This is a genomic window from Stieleria varia (genome assembly GCF_038443385.1).
Lineage (GTDB): Bacteria > Planctomycetota > Planctomycetia > Pirellulales > Pirellulaceae > Stieleria > Stieleria varia.
Genome location: NZ_CP151726.1, coordinates 8,909,115 through 8,925,249, shown reverse-complemented (window position 1 = coordinate 8,925,249; position 16,135 = coordinate 8,909,115). Strand labels below are relative to the sequence as shown.

Sequence of the window (16,135 nt, the reverse complement as noted above, 5' to 3'; positions counted from 1 at the left end):
TCATGTCTTGCTCAACTTGTTTCGTTTGTCGCTGGATCGCGCGATCGCGACGAGGACTTCATCGACAACACTGTCATGCATTCCTTCCAGAGCGTTTTGAATCTGCTTGCACTGCGGGGCGGACAGGTAAGGAAACGATTCGCCGAGCCAGTACAGCGATCGGTAGCCGTACTTGGGTTTGTTCCCTTTTTTGCGTGAGTCACTGACGCTGCCGAGAAATCGCAAGATCAAGTCGGGAGCCTGCTTGACTTTGCACATCGCGAGTTTCTTGAGCAAGAGCATCAAATGGTAGTCGTCCTGTTTGGGATCGTTGATGCCTGCGTCCGCCTTGTCGATCAAGTACTTCATCGCGTCGGTGTTTTTCGGCGTCGCGATCATCAGCAACAGCGGATAGTCGTTTCTGGCGATGGCATCCTTCACCCAGCGTGGATCGAGTTGCACCGCGGTTTGGCTGTTCTCGCGCGCGTACACACCTTCGTCCTCTTGGCGGATGTCAGCGCGATCGTCATCGTTGCTGTAGCGATCACGATAGACGTGCAGTGGCGATCTCTCCTCCAGGCATCTCGTCAGAGATTCTCGGCAATCACGCAGTTGCGATTTCGTCCGATTGGCGGTGACTTTTGCATTGCCTTTTGCCTCCCTCGTGACGGCTTCGTTGTAGATCGGTGAGAACGCTTCGTAGAACGCTTTGGGGGTCATGGTTTCCATGGCGGCGTGCAGACATTCGTCATAGGCGACCATGGGGATGGTCGCGTGCATCGATGCAAGTTTCTTTTGCAGCGGCTTTCGAGCGCAAGCCGTGATCCAACCCGCGGCCCATGAGATCAAGTCTCCTCCATCGGCGAAACCACTTTTGTAATGCATCAAACGATCTGAAAGATCCAGCACCTGCTCAGTGACTTTCTCGACTGCATGGTTTGCGCGATAGGGGATGGCCATGGAGAGCGAGTGGAGACGCAGGAGATGCTGCTCCAGCATCTTTTTCTCGGCCGGTTTGGGCCGTGATTTGGGGTCGATCCCGAGCAGACTCTCTAGCGCCGAATCCCAGCGGCTGAGGATCGCATCGAGCAAGTTCTTGCTCTTGCTGGCACGAAACAGGTGCGCAAAATTGTGGCCATCATTTCCGTCCAAGCAGGCTTCCAGGACTGTGTTGGACTCGGGGACATCCAATCTCACCAAGCGTTGCACGGCGACGCGTCGAACGTCGACGGATTTTGCCGACGCTTGTTCGATCAACGGCTCCAAGTCTTCTTTGGAATCTCCCAAGCAAGCAAGGCCGGCGATCTTCATTTCTTTGGAGCCTTTTTCAAACGCCTCCAAGACGATGGGCCTCGCTTTCTCGGGAGCCAAGCGATGTAGCAAACGCAGGCGTCTGGCATCGCCTCCTCGCCCCGAGATTTTGATGTTGTTTTCGATCAAGGGGACGATGGCGGCTGCGTAGCCCACGATTACCTTTTGCTCAATAAAATCTGCCAGCTCGGCGTACACATCGTCCAACGCAGCGATGGCATGGTTGACCAACCTGGGGTCCTCAAAGACGCCGCGTTGATGAGCCTCGCGAACGATCTCCATGCGACCCGAACCGGTTGTCGTCAGAGCTTCGATCACCGGCTTGAGAAGCCTCGCGGGTGTTTGCGTGCTGGTGAATGAGATCCCGACGGGTTGGATCTTGTGCAGTTTCCCGCTGCCTCCGAGTTCACCTTGCGTGTACAAGATTGCCATCACCAGAGACGACAGATCCAAGAGAGCGGTTGCCGAATCATTGGGTTTGGCATCGATCAAACGCTGGGCGGCGTCAGCGACCTTTGCAAACACCGGTGCTTTTTGGCCGCTCTTTCTTAGTGGTTCGATCAGTTTCTTGAGGCGAAAGTCGTCTTCGGCGAGTCCACTGCCGGCGATCGCCAAGCGACGAGTCTCGTCAAAGACTTGATGCAGCAGGGTGATTGACATCGGCAACGTTCCTTACAAAGTCAGTCGAAACACTTGGGTGTCGGTGATGATCGAGAGTGGTTTGAGCCGTAACGTTTTGCTGTCGAGATCTTGATGAATGCGACCGACCATCGTTTGCCCCGAGGCAAGCGTTTCGGGCAGCATCGGCATCAAATGGCACGATGGTGGTTCTTCGCTCAATCCGGCTTCGGTCATGACGATGCGAGTTCCTTTTGCGTCTTCGATCGCCAACTCGCCGTCGGGCAATTGACCGAGCGATTTGTAACGCAACGCCACAACGGGACGTTTTTCCGAGAGCGGGTTCTTCAGTCCCGATCGCACCGATTTCATCGCGGACTCAAAATCGGCCGACGCAAACTTGGCGACGCTTTGGAAATCTTTCGCGGTGATCTCGCGGGTTTCGAATTCGTCCCAACGCACGCGAGGGTTGACGGTGCCTGGGTAGACACACAGTTCCTTGACGACGGCGATTTTAAAAAAGCTGTCTTCGCTGCGTATGTACTTCGCCGCCTTGTAGGGGCGAAAGTTCTGCGTCAGTTGGATCGCTCCGTTTGCCAAATTCATCCAAATGCCGGTGTCGATGTACTCTTGACGCGAGTGATCGTCGTGAGAGTGGAACGCCAACTGAATCAGCTCTGCGTTCTCGATGACCAGTCCGGCGGCGCGGAGATCACGCAGTTGCCAAGCGTGTCCCAGCCAAGCCGCGATCGGTGAGTCGGTCTCGGGCGGCAGTTCAGGATCATCGACTCGGGCTTGCAAGTAGCGACGTCCGTGTTTGATGATCGCTGAAAGTCGTGTGAGTTGATCGAGTGCCTCGGTGTAAATGGTCTCCCGTTGCTGGGAAGAGAGTTCTCCATCGTATTTGCCATCGGCCCCGACGAACAAGTTAGTGTATTGGTGCAGGGCTGCTTGGGCGCCGGGCAAGTAAGCGTCGCCAAGTTGTTTGGCACGTTGCTGCATGTCGCGGGCCGTCTTGGCATTGGTGTTCCCCATTCCGGAACGGACCAGGTCAAACGTAAAGGTCTCCAGCAGGTCCAAGCCGTTGAGTTGGGCTTGCAGTTTTTTTGACAACGCGGCCTTGTTCACCTTGCGAGGCTTGTCGGATTGCTCCTTTTGTTTCTCCTTGCGTTCCTGCAGCTTCTCGCGTTTTGCGGCCAAGTCCTCGGGGACGTCCGCCACGGTGAATTTCTTTCCGCCCACGAAGGCGTACATCAATCCCAAGCAATGCTTGCAGGGAAACTGTCTGGAGGGGCACGTGCAGCGATAGGTCGGTTGATTGGGGCGAATGAAATCGCAGGAGCAAACGTAGTTGGACTTGCCGCTGCCGGAGCATTCACCGAAGAGGAGGGTCTCATCGTCGCTTTGGTGGAGTACGACAAATTTCCCTTTGACGACCAGCCCTCGACCGTTGGACGTTGCATTAGCATTGGGGGCTTGGGAATCCACAAAGTCTTCATCGAGTTGCAATGCTCCCATCAGCCAGCCCTTTCTGATTTCAATCACGCAACGGCGTGGTGGTTCCCAGTAAACTGTATGGCTTGTCAGCCCGTGCGATGTTCAGCTTATCATCTCGCCCACCCGTCAAGTGTCGCCGCCACAGGAAAATGTTTATGTCTCGTTTGTCATCCCGATTCGCCAGAATCCTATCGCTAATCGTTACCGGTGGTGCGGTTGCCTGCATTTGGGTTCTCCCGTTGTCCATGGTATGTGCGGACGATGCTGCAGCGGATCGTGCCAGTTCTCGGCCCAATGTTCGGCCCAATGTGTTGTTCATCGCGGTGGATGATTTGAATCATTGGGTCGGGCATCTGAAGCGGAACGAGCAAACGATCACGCCGAACTTGGATCGGTTGGCCGACCGAGGTGTCAGTTTCTCACACGCGTATTGCGCCGCGCCGGCTTGCAATCCGTCCAGGGCCGCGTTGATGAGTGGTATGAGGCCATCAACGACAGGTGTTTATCACAACCCGGACGACTATCGGCCACACATCCGTCCTGATCAGACGCTGAACTCGCACTTTCGCAGCAATGGTTATTTGACCGTCGGGGCGGGAAAGATCTATCACGGTGGTGGCGGCAGGAAATCCGAGTGGGACGATTTCGGTGCCAAGACCAAGCCAAAGTCGCAGGGCAAGATTTCAGCCAACAACGCCGGCGGCATCACATGGTCCGTGCTCAAGGGAGACGACGACGTGCTGGCCGACTATCACACGGTTTCCTATTGTGCCGATCAGTTGTCGGCCGAGCACGACCGGCCTTTCTTTTTGGCGTGTGGAATCTTTCGTCCGCACATGCCCTGGTCGGTTCCCAAGAAATACTTTGACATGCATCCGCTGAGTGAAATTCAGTTGCCGCCGCATATCGAAAACGACTTGGCCGATGTGCCACCAGCGGGTGTGAAAACTGCGGGGCCGCAAGGTGACCATGCCAACGTCACCCAAAAAGGGGTTTGGAAGGAAGCGATCCAGGCTTACTTGGCATCGATCACGTACGCCGATGCTCAGTTGGGGCGGTTGCTCAACGCATTGGACGAGTCCAAGTTTCGGGACAACACGATCATCGTGCTGTGGGGCGATCACGGTTGGCACTTGGGCGAGAAAGAGCACTGGCGGAAATTCAGTTTGTGGGAGGAGGCCACGCGAGCGCCGTTGATTTGGGTGGCGCCCGGGGTCACTCCCAAGGGTGCCATCTGCGAGCGGACGGTGGATTTCCTGAGCATCTATCCGACACTCTGCGAGTTGGCGGGATTACCAACGCCGGAACATTGCGAGGGAGTGAGTCTGGTGCCGTTGCTGCGAGACCCTGATGCGCAGTGGAACCGTCCCGCATTGACGACGCATGGGCACCGACGTCACGCGGTACGATCGGCCCAATATCGCTACATCCGGTACGATAACGGCGACGAAGAACTGTACGATGAAGTCGCCGATCCGTACGAGTGGAAGAACTTGGCCGGTGATGCAAAGTATGCGGAGGTCATCTCCGAGCTAAAGAGCTGGATGCCTCAAAAGGAAACGCCTCCCCATCCCGGTGCCAAACGGTAGCGTCCGGCTTAGGTCGACGTCGTAGAACATGGCTCCCCTCTCCCCCAAATCCTGGCTCGCTTAGGCTCGCCAGGATTTGGGGGAGAGGGGAGCCATGATTGTTTTGAACGCACCTCCAGTCGCTCACTTGCGGGTCGAGCTGGTATTTTATCGGCGATTCGTCGACCTAAGCTGGAGGTTCTCGTTCGTGTCCGGTTCTCACACCTATGCTTGGGAAGCGGGCGTTCTCCATCTCGCTGCGGCTGGTAAAAAATCCGCCTGACGGCCTGCGGATCAACTATACGATCACAAGTTAACTCGTTGGAGAGAAGCCACATGGATGAGTCACAGCCGCTGAACGACGGCGGTTCGCTGTCTGCGGAAATCAGTGAGCAGATGGTGTTGGCAAAAAAGGTCAAGCCGCTTTGGGCCAGGAAGGCGATTGTGGAAGAGACCATTGAGTCACTTGAAGCTATGGAGACGGTCCAACCCGGCGATTATGTGTGCCGCGGAATTCATGGCGAGCTGTGGGGGCAGAAATCCGACAAGCTGCTGGAGAAATACAGCCCGTCCGAGGAGGTAGAGACCGTTGATGGCGAATCGGCCGAAGAGGGGAAAGCGACTCAGTGGAGGCGTTTTGATCCGAAGCCTGATGCACCGCCCGTGCGGGCGATTCAGAGGCATGAGCCTTTTTGCGTCCAAACGTCTTGGGGACTGTTGCGGGGAAAAGCGGGCGACTACTTGGTGCAAAGCACGACCGACTTGACGGACGTTTGGGTGGTGGACCAAGCGATCTTTGAAGCGACCTATCAGTACTGTGCTGAGTAGGTATTCTGTTGGGCAGGTGCGTTGTCGCTCGCTGAACGCGGGCCATTGATTAGCGGCCACCCCCTTTGCAAATTTGCTGCCCATTCGTTCCGAGGAGTAGAGATGACGACCGATCCCGGTGACATTGTCTGGCACGACCACAGCGTTTCGCGTGAGTCGCGCGAGGCGAGGCTGGGGCAACGGGGAGTTGTCGTCTGGCTGACGGGGTTGAGCGGATGTGGCAAGAGCACGATTGCGAACGCATTGGATCGGCAGCTCAACGAACAGGGCCGTGCAACGATGTTGCTCGATGGCGACAACATTCGGCACGGTTTGTGTGCTCCACCGGCGGCGTTGGTTCAGGAGCACGGCCAGGAGTTTGCAGACCGGTTCGGTCTGGGGTTTGGGGCGACTGATCGCGAGGAAAACATTCGCCGGATCGGCTCGGTCGCTTCGTTGATGGCGTCGGCCGGATTGATCACGTTGACTGCGTTTGTGAGTCCGTATCGTGCCGACCGGGATCGCGTGCGGGGGATCGTGACGGCGGCGGGACGCGACACGGATTTCGTAGAAGTCTTCGTCGACACCCCCCTGGAGATCTGTGAGTCACGAGACCCCAAGGGGCTCTACAAGAAGGCACGGGCGGGAGAAATCAAGCATTTCACGGGGATCAGCGATCCCTACGAGGCCCCCCGGGAGCCAGAGATTCATCTTCGCGGGGGCGATGACCGGACGCCGGACCAGCAGGCGGCGGAGATTCGCCAATGGCTCGCCGAGCGTGGAGTATTGGGCTGAAGCGGGTCGTAAATAGTTGCCCGGACAAATCCCGCAAATCCCGGTTTTGACGTTGCGAGACTGGCGAAGGCCGGTACACTACGCGGCCAGGATAGACGTACAGTTTGAAGTACAAATTTATTGAATATTCACGGCTAAGAAACAGAAGAATGACGATTTCGAAGCAGCGTAAGGCTGAAGTGATCCAAGAACACGGGACAAAGGACGCCGATACCGGTTCGCCAGAGGTTCAGATCGCTATTTTGACCGAGCGAATCAACGGATTGACCGAGCACATGCGGACTCACCGCAAGGACTACGCCTCCCGCCGAGGTTTGCTCGGTTTGGTCAGCCGTCGTCGACGGTTGCTCGATTACGTGCGGGGTGAGGACCCGCAACGGTATCTCGATATCATCGGGAAACTGGGCATCCGAAAATAGCCCGACAGGCCGCATCGGCGTGACGATTGGCGAACTGCCACGAACCGTCCCGATGGCGGCCGCGGCCTCTTTTTTCTCTCTGACCGCCAACTGTGGCCACCCGCGTATCGCTGAGCGAGCGGTGTGATGCTCGTCAGCGTTTTGGTTGGTCGCTGCTGTGTGGACCGTGTGGTTCCCGGCAGCATGCGTCTCGCAGAGGCGTGCAAAGATCTCTTGCTTTCTCCGGCCCTCTGGCCGTTTTGAGTGTCGATGGAGATCCGCAGCCTCTGATTAGCGAGACATTGATTGTGAATGTCGTTTTGTAGGTAGAAAAAGGTAATTGAAAGTGACTGTAAACAAAATTCGAGTGGAACGAAAAATCGGACGCCAAGTCCTGTCGTTCGAAACCGGCCAATTGGCCAAGCAAGCGGCAGGAGCCGTGTTGGTGCAATACGGAGAGACCGTCGTGTTGGTCGCGGCCGCGTCGAGCGACCCCCGCCCCGGCTTGGATTTCTTTCCCCTGACGTGTGACTACCGCGAACGATTCGCTGCAGCCGGCAAATTCCCCGGCGGATTCCTGAAACGCGAAGGCCGTCCGACGACCAAGGAAATCCTCAGCTCCCGCTTGATGGACCGCCCGATTCGTCCTCTGTGGCCCAACGGCTACAAAGACGAAGTCCAGGTCCAAGCCATGGTGGTCGCCAGCGACCAGCAACATGACGGCGATGTCTTGGCAATGAACGGTGCCTCCACGGCGCTGCACGTCAGCCCGCTGCCCTTCCAAGGCCCCCTGGCTTCGGTACGAGTCGGCAAGATCGATGGCGAGCTGATCGTTTTCCCGACGCACGACGAACTGGAGTCCAGCGAACTGGACATGATCGTCAGTGGTGACAGCAAGCAAGTCGCCATGATCGAGGGCTTTGCCCACGAAATGCCAGAAGACGAGATGATGGAAGCGATTCAGTTCGCTCACAAGATGATTCGCGAAGTCATCGCGTTGCAACAAGAGCTGTACGAAAGGGTCAATCCGACCAAAACCCCGTACACCCCGCCGGAAGACGACGGGCTGCTGCAGCGTCTGACCGACGCGTACTACAACGATTTCAAAGCCGCACAGCAGACCTCCGGCAAGCAAGATCGCGCCGACGCCGTGCGTGCGTTGCGTGACCGTGCGATGGGCGAAGTCATCCCGGACCCCAACGCCGATGGCGCTGTCTGCGAAAAGCGTTTCAAGAGCATTTGGCACGATTTGGAGGAAAAGGTCGTCCGCGATCTGATCCTCGCCGGCACCCGTCCCGACGGACGCGACAACGCCAGCTTGCGTCAAATCGTCTGCGAAACCGACTTGCTGCCTCGCGTCCATGGTTCGGCCATGTTCCAACGCGGTGAAACTCAAGCTTTGATCACGGTCGCGTTGGGAACCCAGCGCGACGAACAACGTGTCGATGGCTTGCAAGAAGAGTACAGCAAGAAGTTCATGCTGGACTACAACTTCCCCTCCTACAGCGTCGGCGAATGCCGTCCGATCCGTGGACCTGGCCGTCGCGAAATCGGCCACGGCTGCTTGGCCGAGCGAAGCGTCGCTCCGGTCTTGCCGGCCGCAGAAAACTTTCCTTATACGATCCGCGTGATCAGCGACATCACCGAGTCCAACGGCAGCAGCTCGATGGCATCGGTTTGCGGTGCGACCCTCGCCCTGATGGCTTCGGGTGTTCCGATCAGCAATCCCGTCGCCGGTATCTCCATCGGTTTGGTTCGTGAAACGGAAGACAAGTGGGTCCTGCTGACCGACATCCTGGGAACCGAAGATCACTTCGGCGACATGGACTTCAAGATCGCCGGAACGCAGAACGGCATCACCGGAATTCAGTTGGACCTCAAGGTCACTGGGATCAGCGAAGACATCATTCGCGCAACGCTGAAGCAATCACGTGAGGCTCGGATCGAGATCTTGCGCAAGATGCTGACCACGATCCCACGTCCTCGACGCGAGACCGCTCCGACCGCGCCTCGCTTGTTGCGAACCAAGATCTCGACGGACAAGATCGGTGCCCTGATCGGTCCCGGCGGAAAGAACATTCGTGGCATCCAAGAATCCACCGGATGTGTGATCGAAGTCGACGATGACGGCACCGTGCTGGTCGCCGGTCAAGACAAAGAGTCGGCCGCAGCCGCGATGCGACAAGTGGAAGCTTGCACGGCGACGGTTCAGATCGGAAAGATCTACGAAGGAACCGTCAGCAGCATCAAGGACTTCGGCGCATTCGTCGAAATCCTGCCAGGCCGCGACGGCCTGTGCCACATCAGCGAACTGAGCAGCGGCTACATCAGCAGCATCGACAAGGTGGTCCGTGTCGGTGACGCGATGAAGGTTCTGGTCATCGATGTCGACGAGCACGATCGCGTGAAGCTCAGTCGCCGCCAAGCACTTGAGGAGCTGGGCGAAGAAGACGAGATTGCCGCCATGGTCGCCGAGCAAGGCGGCGACGAAGGTGGTCGTGACCGTGGAGACCGCGGTGACCGCGACGGTGGAGGCGACGGAGATCGTCCCCGACGCCGAGGCGGTAGCGGCGGAGGCAGCGGCCGACGTCGCGGCGGCAACGGCGGCGGTGGCGGCGGCGGTCGTCGCTAAGCATCCACTCTGAGACTTAGATTCCATTGCAATAGCGGCCTCTCACCGAGGCCGCTATTTTTATTGTGTGGTTCTCTCCGTCGCTCAAAATGTACGTCAGCCTTTCTAGGCTGACATACCCCAGCTTCTCTACGCATCACACCACCAAACGTCGTGACGCGTCAGCGGTAGGGCTCGTTCGCGCCTAAATCCATCATCAACACGACGCCCAGCAGATTGACGCCATCGACTTGGAAAGTCGAGCGACGATCACGCACCCAACATCAGGTACGCCAGCAGGTCGCGGATCTGTTGCTCGCTGGCGTCCTTGAGCAGCCCGTCGGGCATCAACGAGGCAGGCAGCGCACGCAGGACTTCGATCTTTTCGCGATCGATCTTTTGCGTTTCCCCTTTGGCCGTCCTCAACGTCACCGTCGTTTCGTCTTGTGCGGCGATCATTCCCGTCACCGTTCGACCGTCGAGGGTCAGGACCAAGTACGACTGGTATCCTTCGCGGATCTCCAAACTCGGATCGACCATGTTGTGAATCCAGAATCGCGTGCTGCCGCGCTCGTAACCGTCCAGCGGCGGTCCGACCTTCTGACCTTCGCCGAACAACTGATGACACGTCGCACATCGCTGTGTGAATTGTAATTTTCCGGCAGCAGGATCGCCTTGCAAGCTATGGTCGGCAACGAGTGTTTGCAGTCGTTGAATCTCGGCTAGTTTCTCCGGCGAAGCCGTCGTGACGGACTTGCCAAACGCTTTCTCGACCGATGCAACCGTTTCGGGGTCGTCGTAGGATCGCAGCTGTTGAATCACATCTGGGGGAACTTGATCGACTCGCAAACGCCACTCTGTTAGTTCTCGTAGCAAAGCCTTTGCCCAGCCGGGTCTGCTGGCCAAAGTGCGACACGCGGTGGAACGCAGGTCGTGCTCGTCGGAGATACGACTGCCGAACGCTGCGATCAACGAATTGGCGATCGATGCATCGTCGTAGCTGGCGAGCGATGCGATCGCAACACGTTGCAACGCGGGCTCGATTGTGTTTCGCCCCGTCGCCAAACCGATCAAAACAGATTGCGTTGCCTGCATCGGGACTTCGCCAAGCGTCTCGACGAGTTTGAGTTGCAACGTTAAGTCCGCGTTACGATCGCTGAGCGTTCTCACGATCTCGTTGGCCTTGGCGTCGTTGTTTTGGCGGATCGCGAGCACGAGTCCAGACTGCCCCAGACGCTCTTGGCTCTCTTGCAAGGCAGCCTGCAATGCGTCCGGCAGCACGGGGATCGAGCGGCCCTCAAAGGCCCGGCTCAACCCGACCAACAGTTGAGTCTTGGACTCCGCATCCGGTGCGAGCTGCAGCAGTTCCGCACACCATTGCAATTCGTCCGGGGTAGCGGATGCCGCATATCGCCCGATCAATCGTGCGAGGACGACTTGCCGTATCAGCGGCAACTGCCAAACGTCTGGTGCTTCCAGCATTTCGCGAACCAAGTCCCATCGCTCGGCATGCGCTTCGATGGCCCACCAAATCATCAGCGGCATGTGTGGGTCGTCGATGTCTCCATCGTGACGCAGCAGAGCGGCAATGATGGGCAAGGCTGCGTCCGCGGGCAACCGCTTCGCCGACGCGGCGAGCTGACTACGGACCTGGACGTTCGTTTCCTTCGCCGCCATCGAATCAAGACCCTTGATCGGCTCTTTCCGATCTCCCATCAAACGCACAACCCAACGTCGAACGTCTGGATCCTGGTGAGAAATCCAATGTTCAGCTCGCTCACGATTCAGCCCGCCCAGCAGGTTGATGGCCCAAAGTGATTCGAGGGTTCCGTGAGTGTCACCGGGATTACTCTGCGTCGCGTTGACCTGTTGAACCAGCGTGTCCAGCGCGGACCGCTCTTCACGCCAGCCGAGTTCCAACACCGCACGTTTGCGAACCCATTTGTTGGGATGTTGCAAGCGAGTCAGCAGGTCCGCCAGAGGAATCGTGTGCAGGTCAGCTCCGTCGTACGCGGGCGAGCTGCCCTTTGGGATGACGCGATAGATGCGGCCGCTGGATTTGTGCCAATCGTCGATGGGACTGACATGGCTGAGTCGAGAGTCGTACCAATCGGCCATGTACATCGAGCCATCGGGACCGACACCGGCGTAGACGGGACGGAACCAGTGGTCATCACTTTCCAGCAGATTGGTTTCATCTTCCGTGCGATAGGTCGAACCGTCCGCGATACGCTGGCTTGCCCAGACGAGGTTCTGCATCGCGTTGGGTGCCAAGATCATGCCGTCGTAGGGTTTCGGGTACAGACCGCCCTCGTAGACACAGAATGCTTGAGGAAATCGGCGACCATCGCCTTTGAATTTCATCGGCGGAAAGAATCCGAAGGCATATGGATTGGTCAGCGGACCGTGCTTGCCCCAGTTCTTTTCCGAGTAGCTGCCTTGCGGGAAATACCATCCGCGTGTGTTGCCGCCGTTGGTCCCTGCGAAGACGCGTCCGCCGGCGTCGATGTCCAGAGAGAAGTTGTTCCCGCCGCCTTCAGCATAGATTTCAAAGACCTGTGTCTTGGGGTGATAACGCCAAACACATTGTCCTTGAAAGCGAACGCCTTTGGTCACCGCGGAACTGACGTCGCCGGTCGTGGTGCTGCCGTTGCATCCGTACAGCCAGCCGTCGGGTCCCCACATCATGCTGTTGGCGATCGAATGGGTGTCCTGTAGCCCGAAGCCGGACAGATGCACCACCGGATCACTGTCTGGCACATCGTCGCGATTGGCATCGGGATAAAATAGCAGGTACGGCGGGTTGAGCACCCAGATTCCTCCATGACCGACCTGTACCGCGGATGCAATGTTGAGTCCCGAGATGACAGGCTGATGTGTTTCGTAGTGACCATCACCGTCGGGATCGCCGTGGACGGTGATCAAGTCCTTGCCGGGTGTGCCGTGGGGCGGTGGATCGGGGACGCGATCAAATACGGCTCGCAAGTGCTGGTCGTATCGGATCACCTTCAGTCCGGCGGGAAACTGATATTGTCGATAGTGCACGACCCACATGCGACCGCGAGAATCCCAGGAGAGAAACAGCGGTTGTGCAATATTGGGTTCACTGGCCATCAGTTCGATTTGAAAACCGTCTCGCAAACGAAACATGTCCAGGGCCTTGTCTGGCGGCGTCGGCTGGGACCCATCGGCCATCACACCGCGTCCTTGAAATGTCTGCATGATTTGGCGCACTTGCTCATTCCCCGCCGGCAGCTCGGCGTCTTGCGCGCCAGCCGATACGCAAATCAAGCACATTGCGATCAGCAGAGAGTACCGAGGGCACCATGGGTGGCCCCATCGTCGTCGTTGGAGATCGATCGAAAGATTCATAGGGTTCTGTTGGGAAACGGTGTGAATGAATATGCTCAGAGAGGACGAGATTTGTCGCTACGTCATGCATGGTCCTCGATTTTACTCTGCCGATGCACTCCTCACTTGCCAAACTCCGCAACGGCTTCACCGCTTTGGTGGCGATCGTGGTCCTGGCGACGATGGGGTTCAAATGGATCGCCGGTTACGGCTGGCTAGAGTCGTTGTGGATGGTGGTCGTCACGATCTCGACAGTCGGATACAGCGAGCGAAGTTCGGCATCTGACGCGACTCAAATTCTGTCGATCGCCGTGATCGTGCTCGGTGTCAGTGCGGCGGCGTACACGTTCACCGGCGTCATTCAGACGATGTTGCAAGGTGAACTGGATCGAGCCATTGGGAGAAGACGAATGGAAAAAGAAATCAAGCGGCTGAGCAACCACACCATTGTCTGCGGGTTTGGAAAAAGCGGGCCGATCCTGGCTCAGTACCTCAGTTCACAAAAACGCCAGTTCGTAATCCTGGAGATTGACGAAGACCAGTTTCAGCAAGCCATCCAATTGGGGTATCACGCGATCAATGCGGATGCGACCGACGAAGACGTGCTGATCAGTGTGGGAATTCAACGTGCCTCCTCGATCGTGGTGGCACTGCCCACCGACGCGCAAAACGTGTTCATCACTTTGTCGGCTCGCAATCTGTGTCCCAAAGTCCGGATCGTCGCCCAAGCCGAGCGGGAATCGTCGTCGCGAAAACTACGACAGGCGGGTGCCGACGAAGTGGTGATGGGGCACCAAATGGTGGCGGAATACATGTCACGCTTGGTAACAAGACCCTCCACAGCACACTTCTTTCTGTCGCTGACCCAATCGGCAACCGAAGACTTCCTGCTGGACGAACTGTACGTTCCCGACGGAAGTTCGGTCATCGGAAAAACGATCGCCCAACTGCGAGTGCGTGACTTGTACGAGTTGCTGGTCGTCGGGATCAAATTGGCGGATGACTCGTTTGTGTTCAACCCGGCCGGCAGTCGCGAGTTCGCGGCCAACGAAACGATCCTGGTGATGGGCAAACAAGCCGACGTGGATCATTTCCGGGACAAGAACAGCCTGCTGGAACCGGGCATCCATCCCGGATGTGAACCATAGCCGCCTGTACGTCAGCCTTTCCAGGCCAGGGCTTTTAACATCTTTGCACTGAGCGTTAAACCATGACTCGCTCTGCAGACCCTGAACTGCGCCGATAGTGGCAGCAACTGCTCGATGCCTTTGCCCCTGATCAGTCGACCGTCTCGCGGCTTTTTCACGACAATCGAATCTCCATCACTGGTATGTACCAAAGATCACGTGAATCTGGATGAGTGACCATCCAAACGCTTTTCTTCTCGCGTAGGCATCACGCTCCGCCGTGATGCGGTGCGATCAAGCGGGTTGCAATCCAGAAAACGTCGTCGGCCCTTGGGTGTCAAACGAAGCCGCTACCGACATCACCGACCCTCAATTCAACTGTTCGGCATGACCGACTGAGATTGCCAAATCAATCGTCGGGCGTCATCCTGCGGAGCAGGATGGCTACGTCGATGTAAAAGCCCTTGCCTTTCCAGGCTGACATATCCTGGCTTCTCTGAGTACGACACCATCAAACGCTATGAGCCGCGACGCGAAAGCGGCCGGGTCTTATGGATTTCGCCAGAAATCCTGTCCGAGCGGAATTCTGGCGAATCCCACTACCAGATGCGCCCGTAAACGGATCACCGTCGTTGGGCGGGAACGATTCCTGCTTTGGATTGATTGCGAAGCGTCTCGGCGCGTCCCACGACTTCTTCTTCACTCGGGACGACTTTGGGGACCAACTGCACGTCGATGATTCGCTCATCACGCAGTTCGCCGGGCCACAGGGTTTCGGCAACGAAATCGATGCCCGGCCATTGGTACCACGGCGGGTTGATCTGCTTGCGAATCGTTTCGGTGCGATAGCCATCCTTTTCAATCCGGATATCACGTGCCGCGTAGTATGTGAAGGGTGTCGCAGCGGGCGATATCCCGATGACTTGATTGTCCACCGACACGACCGCGCCCGGTGGGTTGGTCCGTACGGTCATGCGCCGTCGGACGCAGCCAGTCAGCGAAAGGGCTGCGCAAACGACGAGGGTCAGCAGGAAAGGTCGAATCAAAGAATGTTGCACGAAATCGGATCGGTGGGAGGAAAGACTCGCTTCGTCCCACTTACTTATCAATTTCCAGCCAACGTTTACCAGATCGATTTGGGCTGGTCGTGAAACGCAGGTTTCACGACCAACGTATCTAGTGCATCATCCGGTCTTGATTTTGGGGTTAGCCGTTTTGGCGTTAGCCACGGTTGTGTCACGAAAACCGTGGCTAACGCCAAAACGGCTCATCTACCGAACCCACGTTCTAAGACTGGCCTATGCACTAGCCCTAATATTGCATCAGCCGGAGTGCGCTAGCCCGGATGATTCATCAGCCGCTGGCGCGATAGCGTCCGGTTCCCGATTACAGGCGTGAGAACCGGACGCTATCGCGTGGCGGCTGATATGCGCAGACTGTTTTCGTGCCAATCCGCGTAACCGTTTGGTGCAAACGTATTGCGAAGACTGTAGTCAATGGCGTGAATAATCCGGGCTAGCACCCGGTTCTCGTGTTTTGCCGGGTGAACCCATGTAATATCCGGGCTAGGCCTCCGGCTCAGATCACAACCGGCTTGCCCAGTTTGCGACGCACGGGCACGAACTGGCCGACATGCATCATCACGTGGGTTGAGATCAAAACGAAGACAGCGCCGACGTTGGGGCACATCGACTGCAGGAACTCAGGAGCCGGCTTCTCCAGGTCCTCATCCGAAAGGGATGCCAGCGCGCCGAGCGATGCCGCCTGGAGTTTTTCAAACAATGCCAAATACTCGTCCTTGGTCGCAAAGTCGGCCGGATCGTCGCTCCCAGCGTTTTCCTTGCTGTGTTTTTCTGCAAATCCATCCGGCAATTCGATCGAGTTTCCCGGGGCAACCGAATCCAGCAAGCTGCATTCGGAGCTGATCAAGTGGCCGAGTTGCCATGCGATGTGGTTGCAACCTTCACCAGGTCGATGCAGCAACTCGGCGTCGGTCAAGTCTCCGATGTAAGACTTCAGCACCATTTGGCTGAAGCCGTAAGTTTGCTCGATGGTCGTTTGCGCGTTCAAAGG

Annotated in this window: 11 protein-coding genes; 6 read left to right on the top strand and 5 right to left on the bottom strand. The window is 57.3% G+C overall.

Going from position 1 to position 16,135, the window contains the following annotated elements:
• On the bottom strand, nt 1-1,950 hold the full coding sequence (locus Pla52nx_RS30240) for a hypothetical protein (protein ID WP_146523149.1): 1,950 nt from the start codon (nt 1,948-1,950) through the stop codon (nt 1-3).
• A 12-nt stretch (nt 1,951-1,962) separates the two neighbouring features.
• Nucleotides 1,963-3,453, bottom strand: coding sequence for an SWIM zinc finger family protein (locus tag Pla52nx_RS30235; RefSeq protein ID WP_231742727.1), 1,491 nt, complete (start codon nt 3,451-3,453; stop codon nt 1,963-1,965).
• Between the two features lie 107 nt (nt 3,454-3,560).
• Here Pla52nx_RS30235 and Pla52nx_RS30230 point away from each other — a divergent pair, with 107 nt between their 5' ends.
• The 5 genes from Pla52nx_RS30230 (at nt 3,561) to pnp (ending at nt 9,605) form a co-directional block, all read left to right on the top strand.
• Complete coding sequence (locus Pla52nx_RS30230) at nt 3,561-4,994, top strand: sulfatase (RefSeq protein WP_231742728.1); 1,434 nt, start codon at nt 3,561-3,563, stop codon at nt 4,992-4,994.
• 315 nt (nt 4,995-5,309) lie between these two features.
• Nucleotides 5,310-5,801, top strand: coding sequence for a PGDYG domain-containing protein (locus tag Pla52nx_RS30225; RefSeq protein WP_146523150.1), 492 nt, complete (start codon nt 5,310-5,312; stop codon nt 5,799-5,801).
• A gap of 102 nt (nt 5,802-5,903) precedes the next feature.
• Nucleotides 5,904-6,575, top strand: coding sequence for an adenylyl-sulfate kinase (cysC, locus tag Pla52nx_RS30220; RefSeq protein ID WP_146523151.1), 672 nt, complete (start codon nt 5,904-5,906; stop codon nt 6,573-6,575).
• A 149-nt stretch (nt 6,576-6,724) separates the two neighbouring features.
• Entirely contained in the window at nt 6,725-6,994 is a 270-nt protein-coding gene (rpsO, locus tag Pla52nx_RS30215; RefSeq protein ID WP_146523152.1) for a 30S ribosomal protein S15, read from the top strand.
• 325 nt (nt 6,995-7,319) lie between these two features.
• Nucleotides 7,320-9,605 (top strand): polyribonucleotide nucleotidyltransferase, encoded by a 2,286-nt coding sequence (gene pnp, locus Pla52nx_RS30210; RefSeq protein ID WP_146523153.1) that lies wholly within the window; start codon nt 7,320-7,322, stop codon nt 9,603-9,605.
• Nucleotides 9,606-9,854: 249 nt separating this feature from the next.
• Here the strand turns inward: pnp and Pla52nx_RS30205 are convergent, their stop codons facing one another.
• On the bottom strand, nt 9,855-12,806 hold the full coding sequence (locus Pla52nx_RS30205) for a PVC-type heme-binding CxxCH protein (RefSeq protein WP_231742730.1): 2,952 nt from the start codon (nt 12,804-12,806) through the stop codon (nt 9,855-9,857).
• 242 nt (nt 12,807-13,048) lie between these two features.
• Between Pla52nx_RS30205 and Pla52nx_RS30200 the strand changes: the two genes are divergently transcribed.
• The gene (locus tag Pla52nx_RS30200; RefSeq protein WP_197455059.1) at nt 13,049-14,083 is read left to right on the top strand and encodes a potassium channel family protein; all 1,035 of its coding nucleotides are present in this window, start codon (nt 13,049-13,051) and stop codon (nt 14,081-14,083) included.
• A gap of 602 nt (nt 14,084-14,685) precedes the next feature.
• Here the strand turns inward: Pla52nx_RS30200 and Pla52nx_RS30195 are convergent.
• Both Pla52nx_RS30195 and Pla52nx_RS30190 read right to left on the bottom strand, forming a co-directional pair.
• Nucleotides 14,686-15,036, bottom strand: coding sequence for a PEGA domain-containing protein (locus tag Pla52nx_RS30195; RefSeq protein ID WP_146523155.1), 351 nt, complete (start codon nt 15,034-15,036; stop codon nt 14,686-14,688).
• A gap of 604 nt (nt 15,037-15,640) precedes the next feature.
• Nucleotides 15,641-16,132: a DinB family protein gene (locus tag Pla52nx_RS30190; RefSeq protein ID WP_146523156.1), complete on the bottom strand. Its 492-nt coding sequence runs from the start codon at nt 16,130-16,132 to the stop codon at nt 15,641-15,643.
• Nucleotides 16,133-16,135 lie beyond the last annotated feature (3 nt).

Excerpts from the sequence above, each read along its gene's own strand:
- Pla52nx_RS30240 (WP_146523149.1), bottom strand. The coding sequence starts at position 1,950 with ATGTCAATCACCCTGCTGCATCAAGTCTTTGACGAGACTCGTCGCTTG.
- Pla52nx_RS30230 (WP_231742728.1), top strand. The coding sequence starts at position 3,561 with ATGTCTCGTTTGTCATCCCGATTCGCCAGAATCCTATCGCTAATCGTT.
- Pla52nx_RS30225 (WP_146523150.1), top strand. The coding sequence starts at position 5,310 with ATGGATGAGTCACAGCCGCTGAACGACGGCGGTTCGCTGTCTGCGGAA.
- cysC (WP_146523151.1), top strand. The coding sequence starts at position 5,904 with ATGACGACCGATCCCGGTGACATTGTCTGGCACGACCACAGCGTTTCG.
- rpsO (WP_146523152.1), top strand. The coding sequence starts at position 6,725 with ATGACGATTTCGAAGCAGCGTAAGGCTGAAGTGATCCAAGAACACGGG.
- Pla52nx_RS30205 (WP_231742730.1), bottom strand. The coding sequence starts at position 12,806 with ATGCAGACATTTCAAGGACGCGGTGTGATGGCCGATGGGTCCCAGCCG.
- Pla52nx_RS30200 (WP_197455059.1), top strand. The coding sequence starts at position 13,049 with ATGCACTCCTCACTTGCCAAACTCCGCAACGGCTTCACCGCTTTGGTG.
- Pla52nx_RS30195 (WP_146523155.1), bottom strand. The coding sequence starts at position 15,036 with ATGACCGTACGGACCAACCCACCGGGCGCGGTCGTGTCGGTGGACAAT.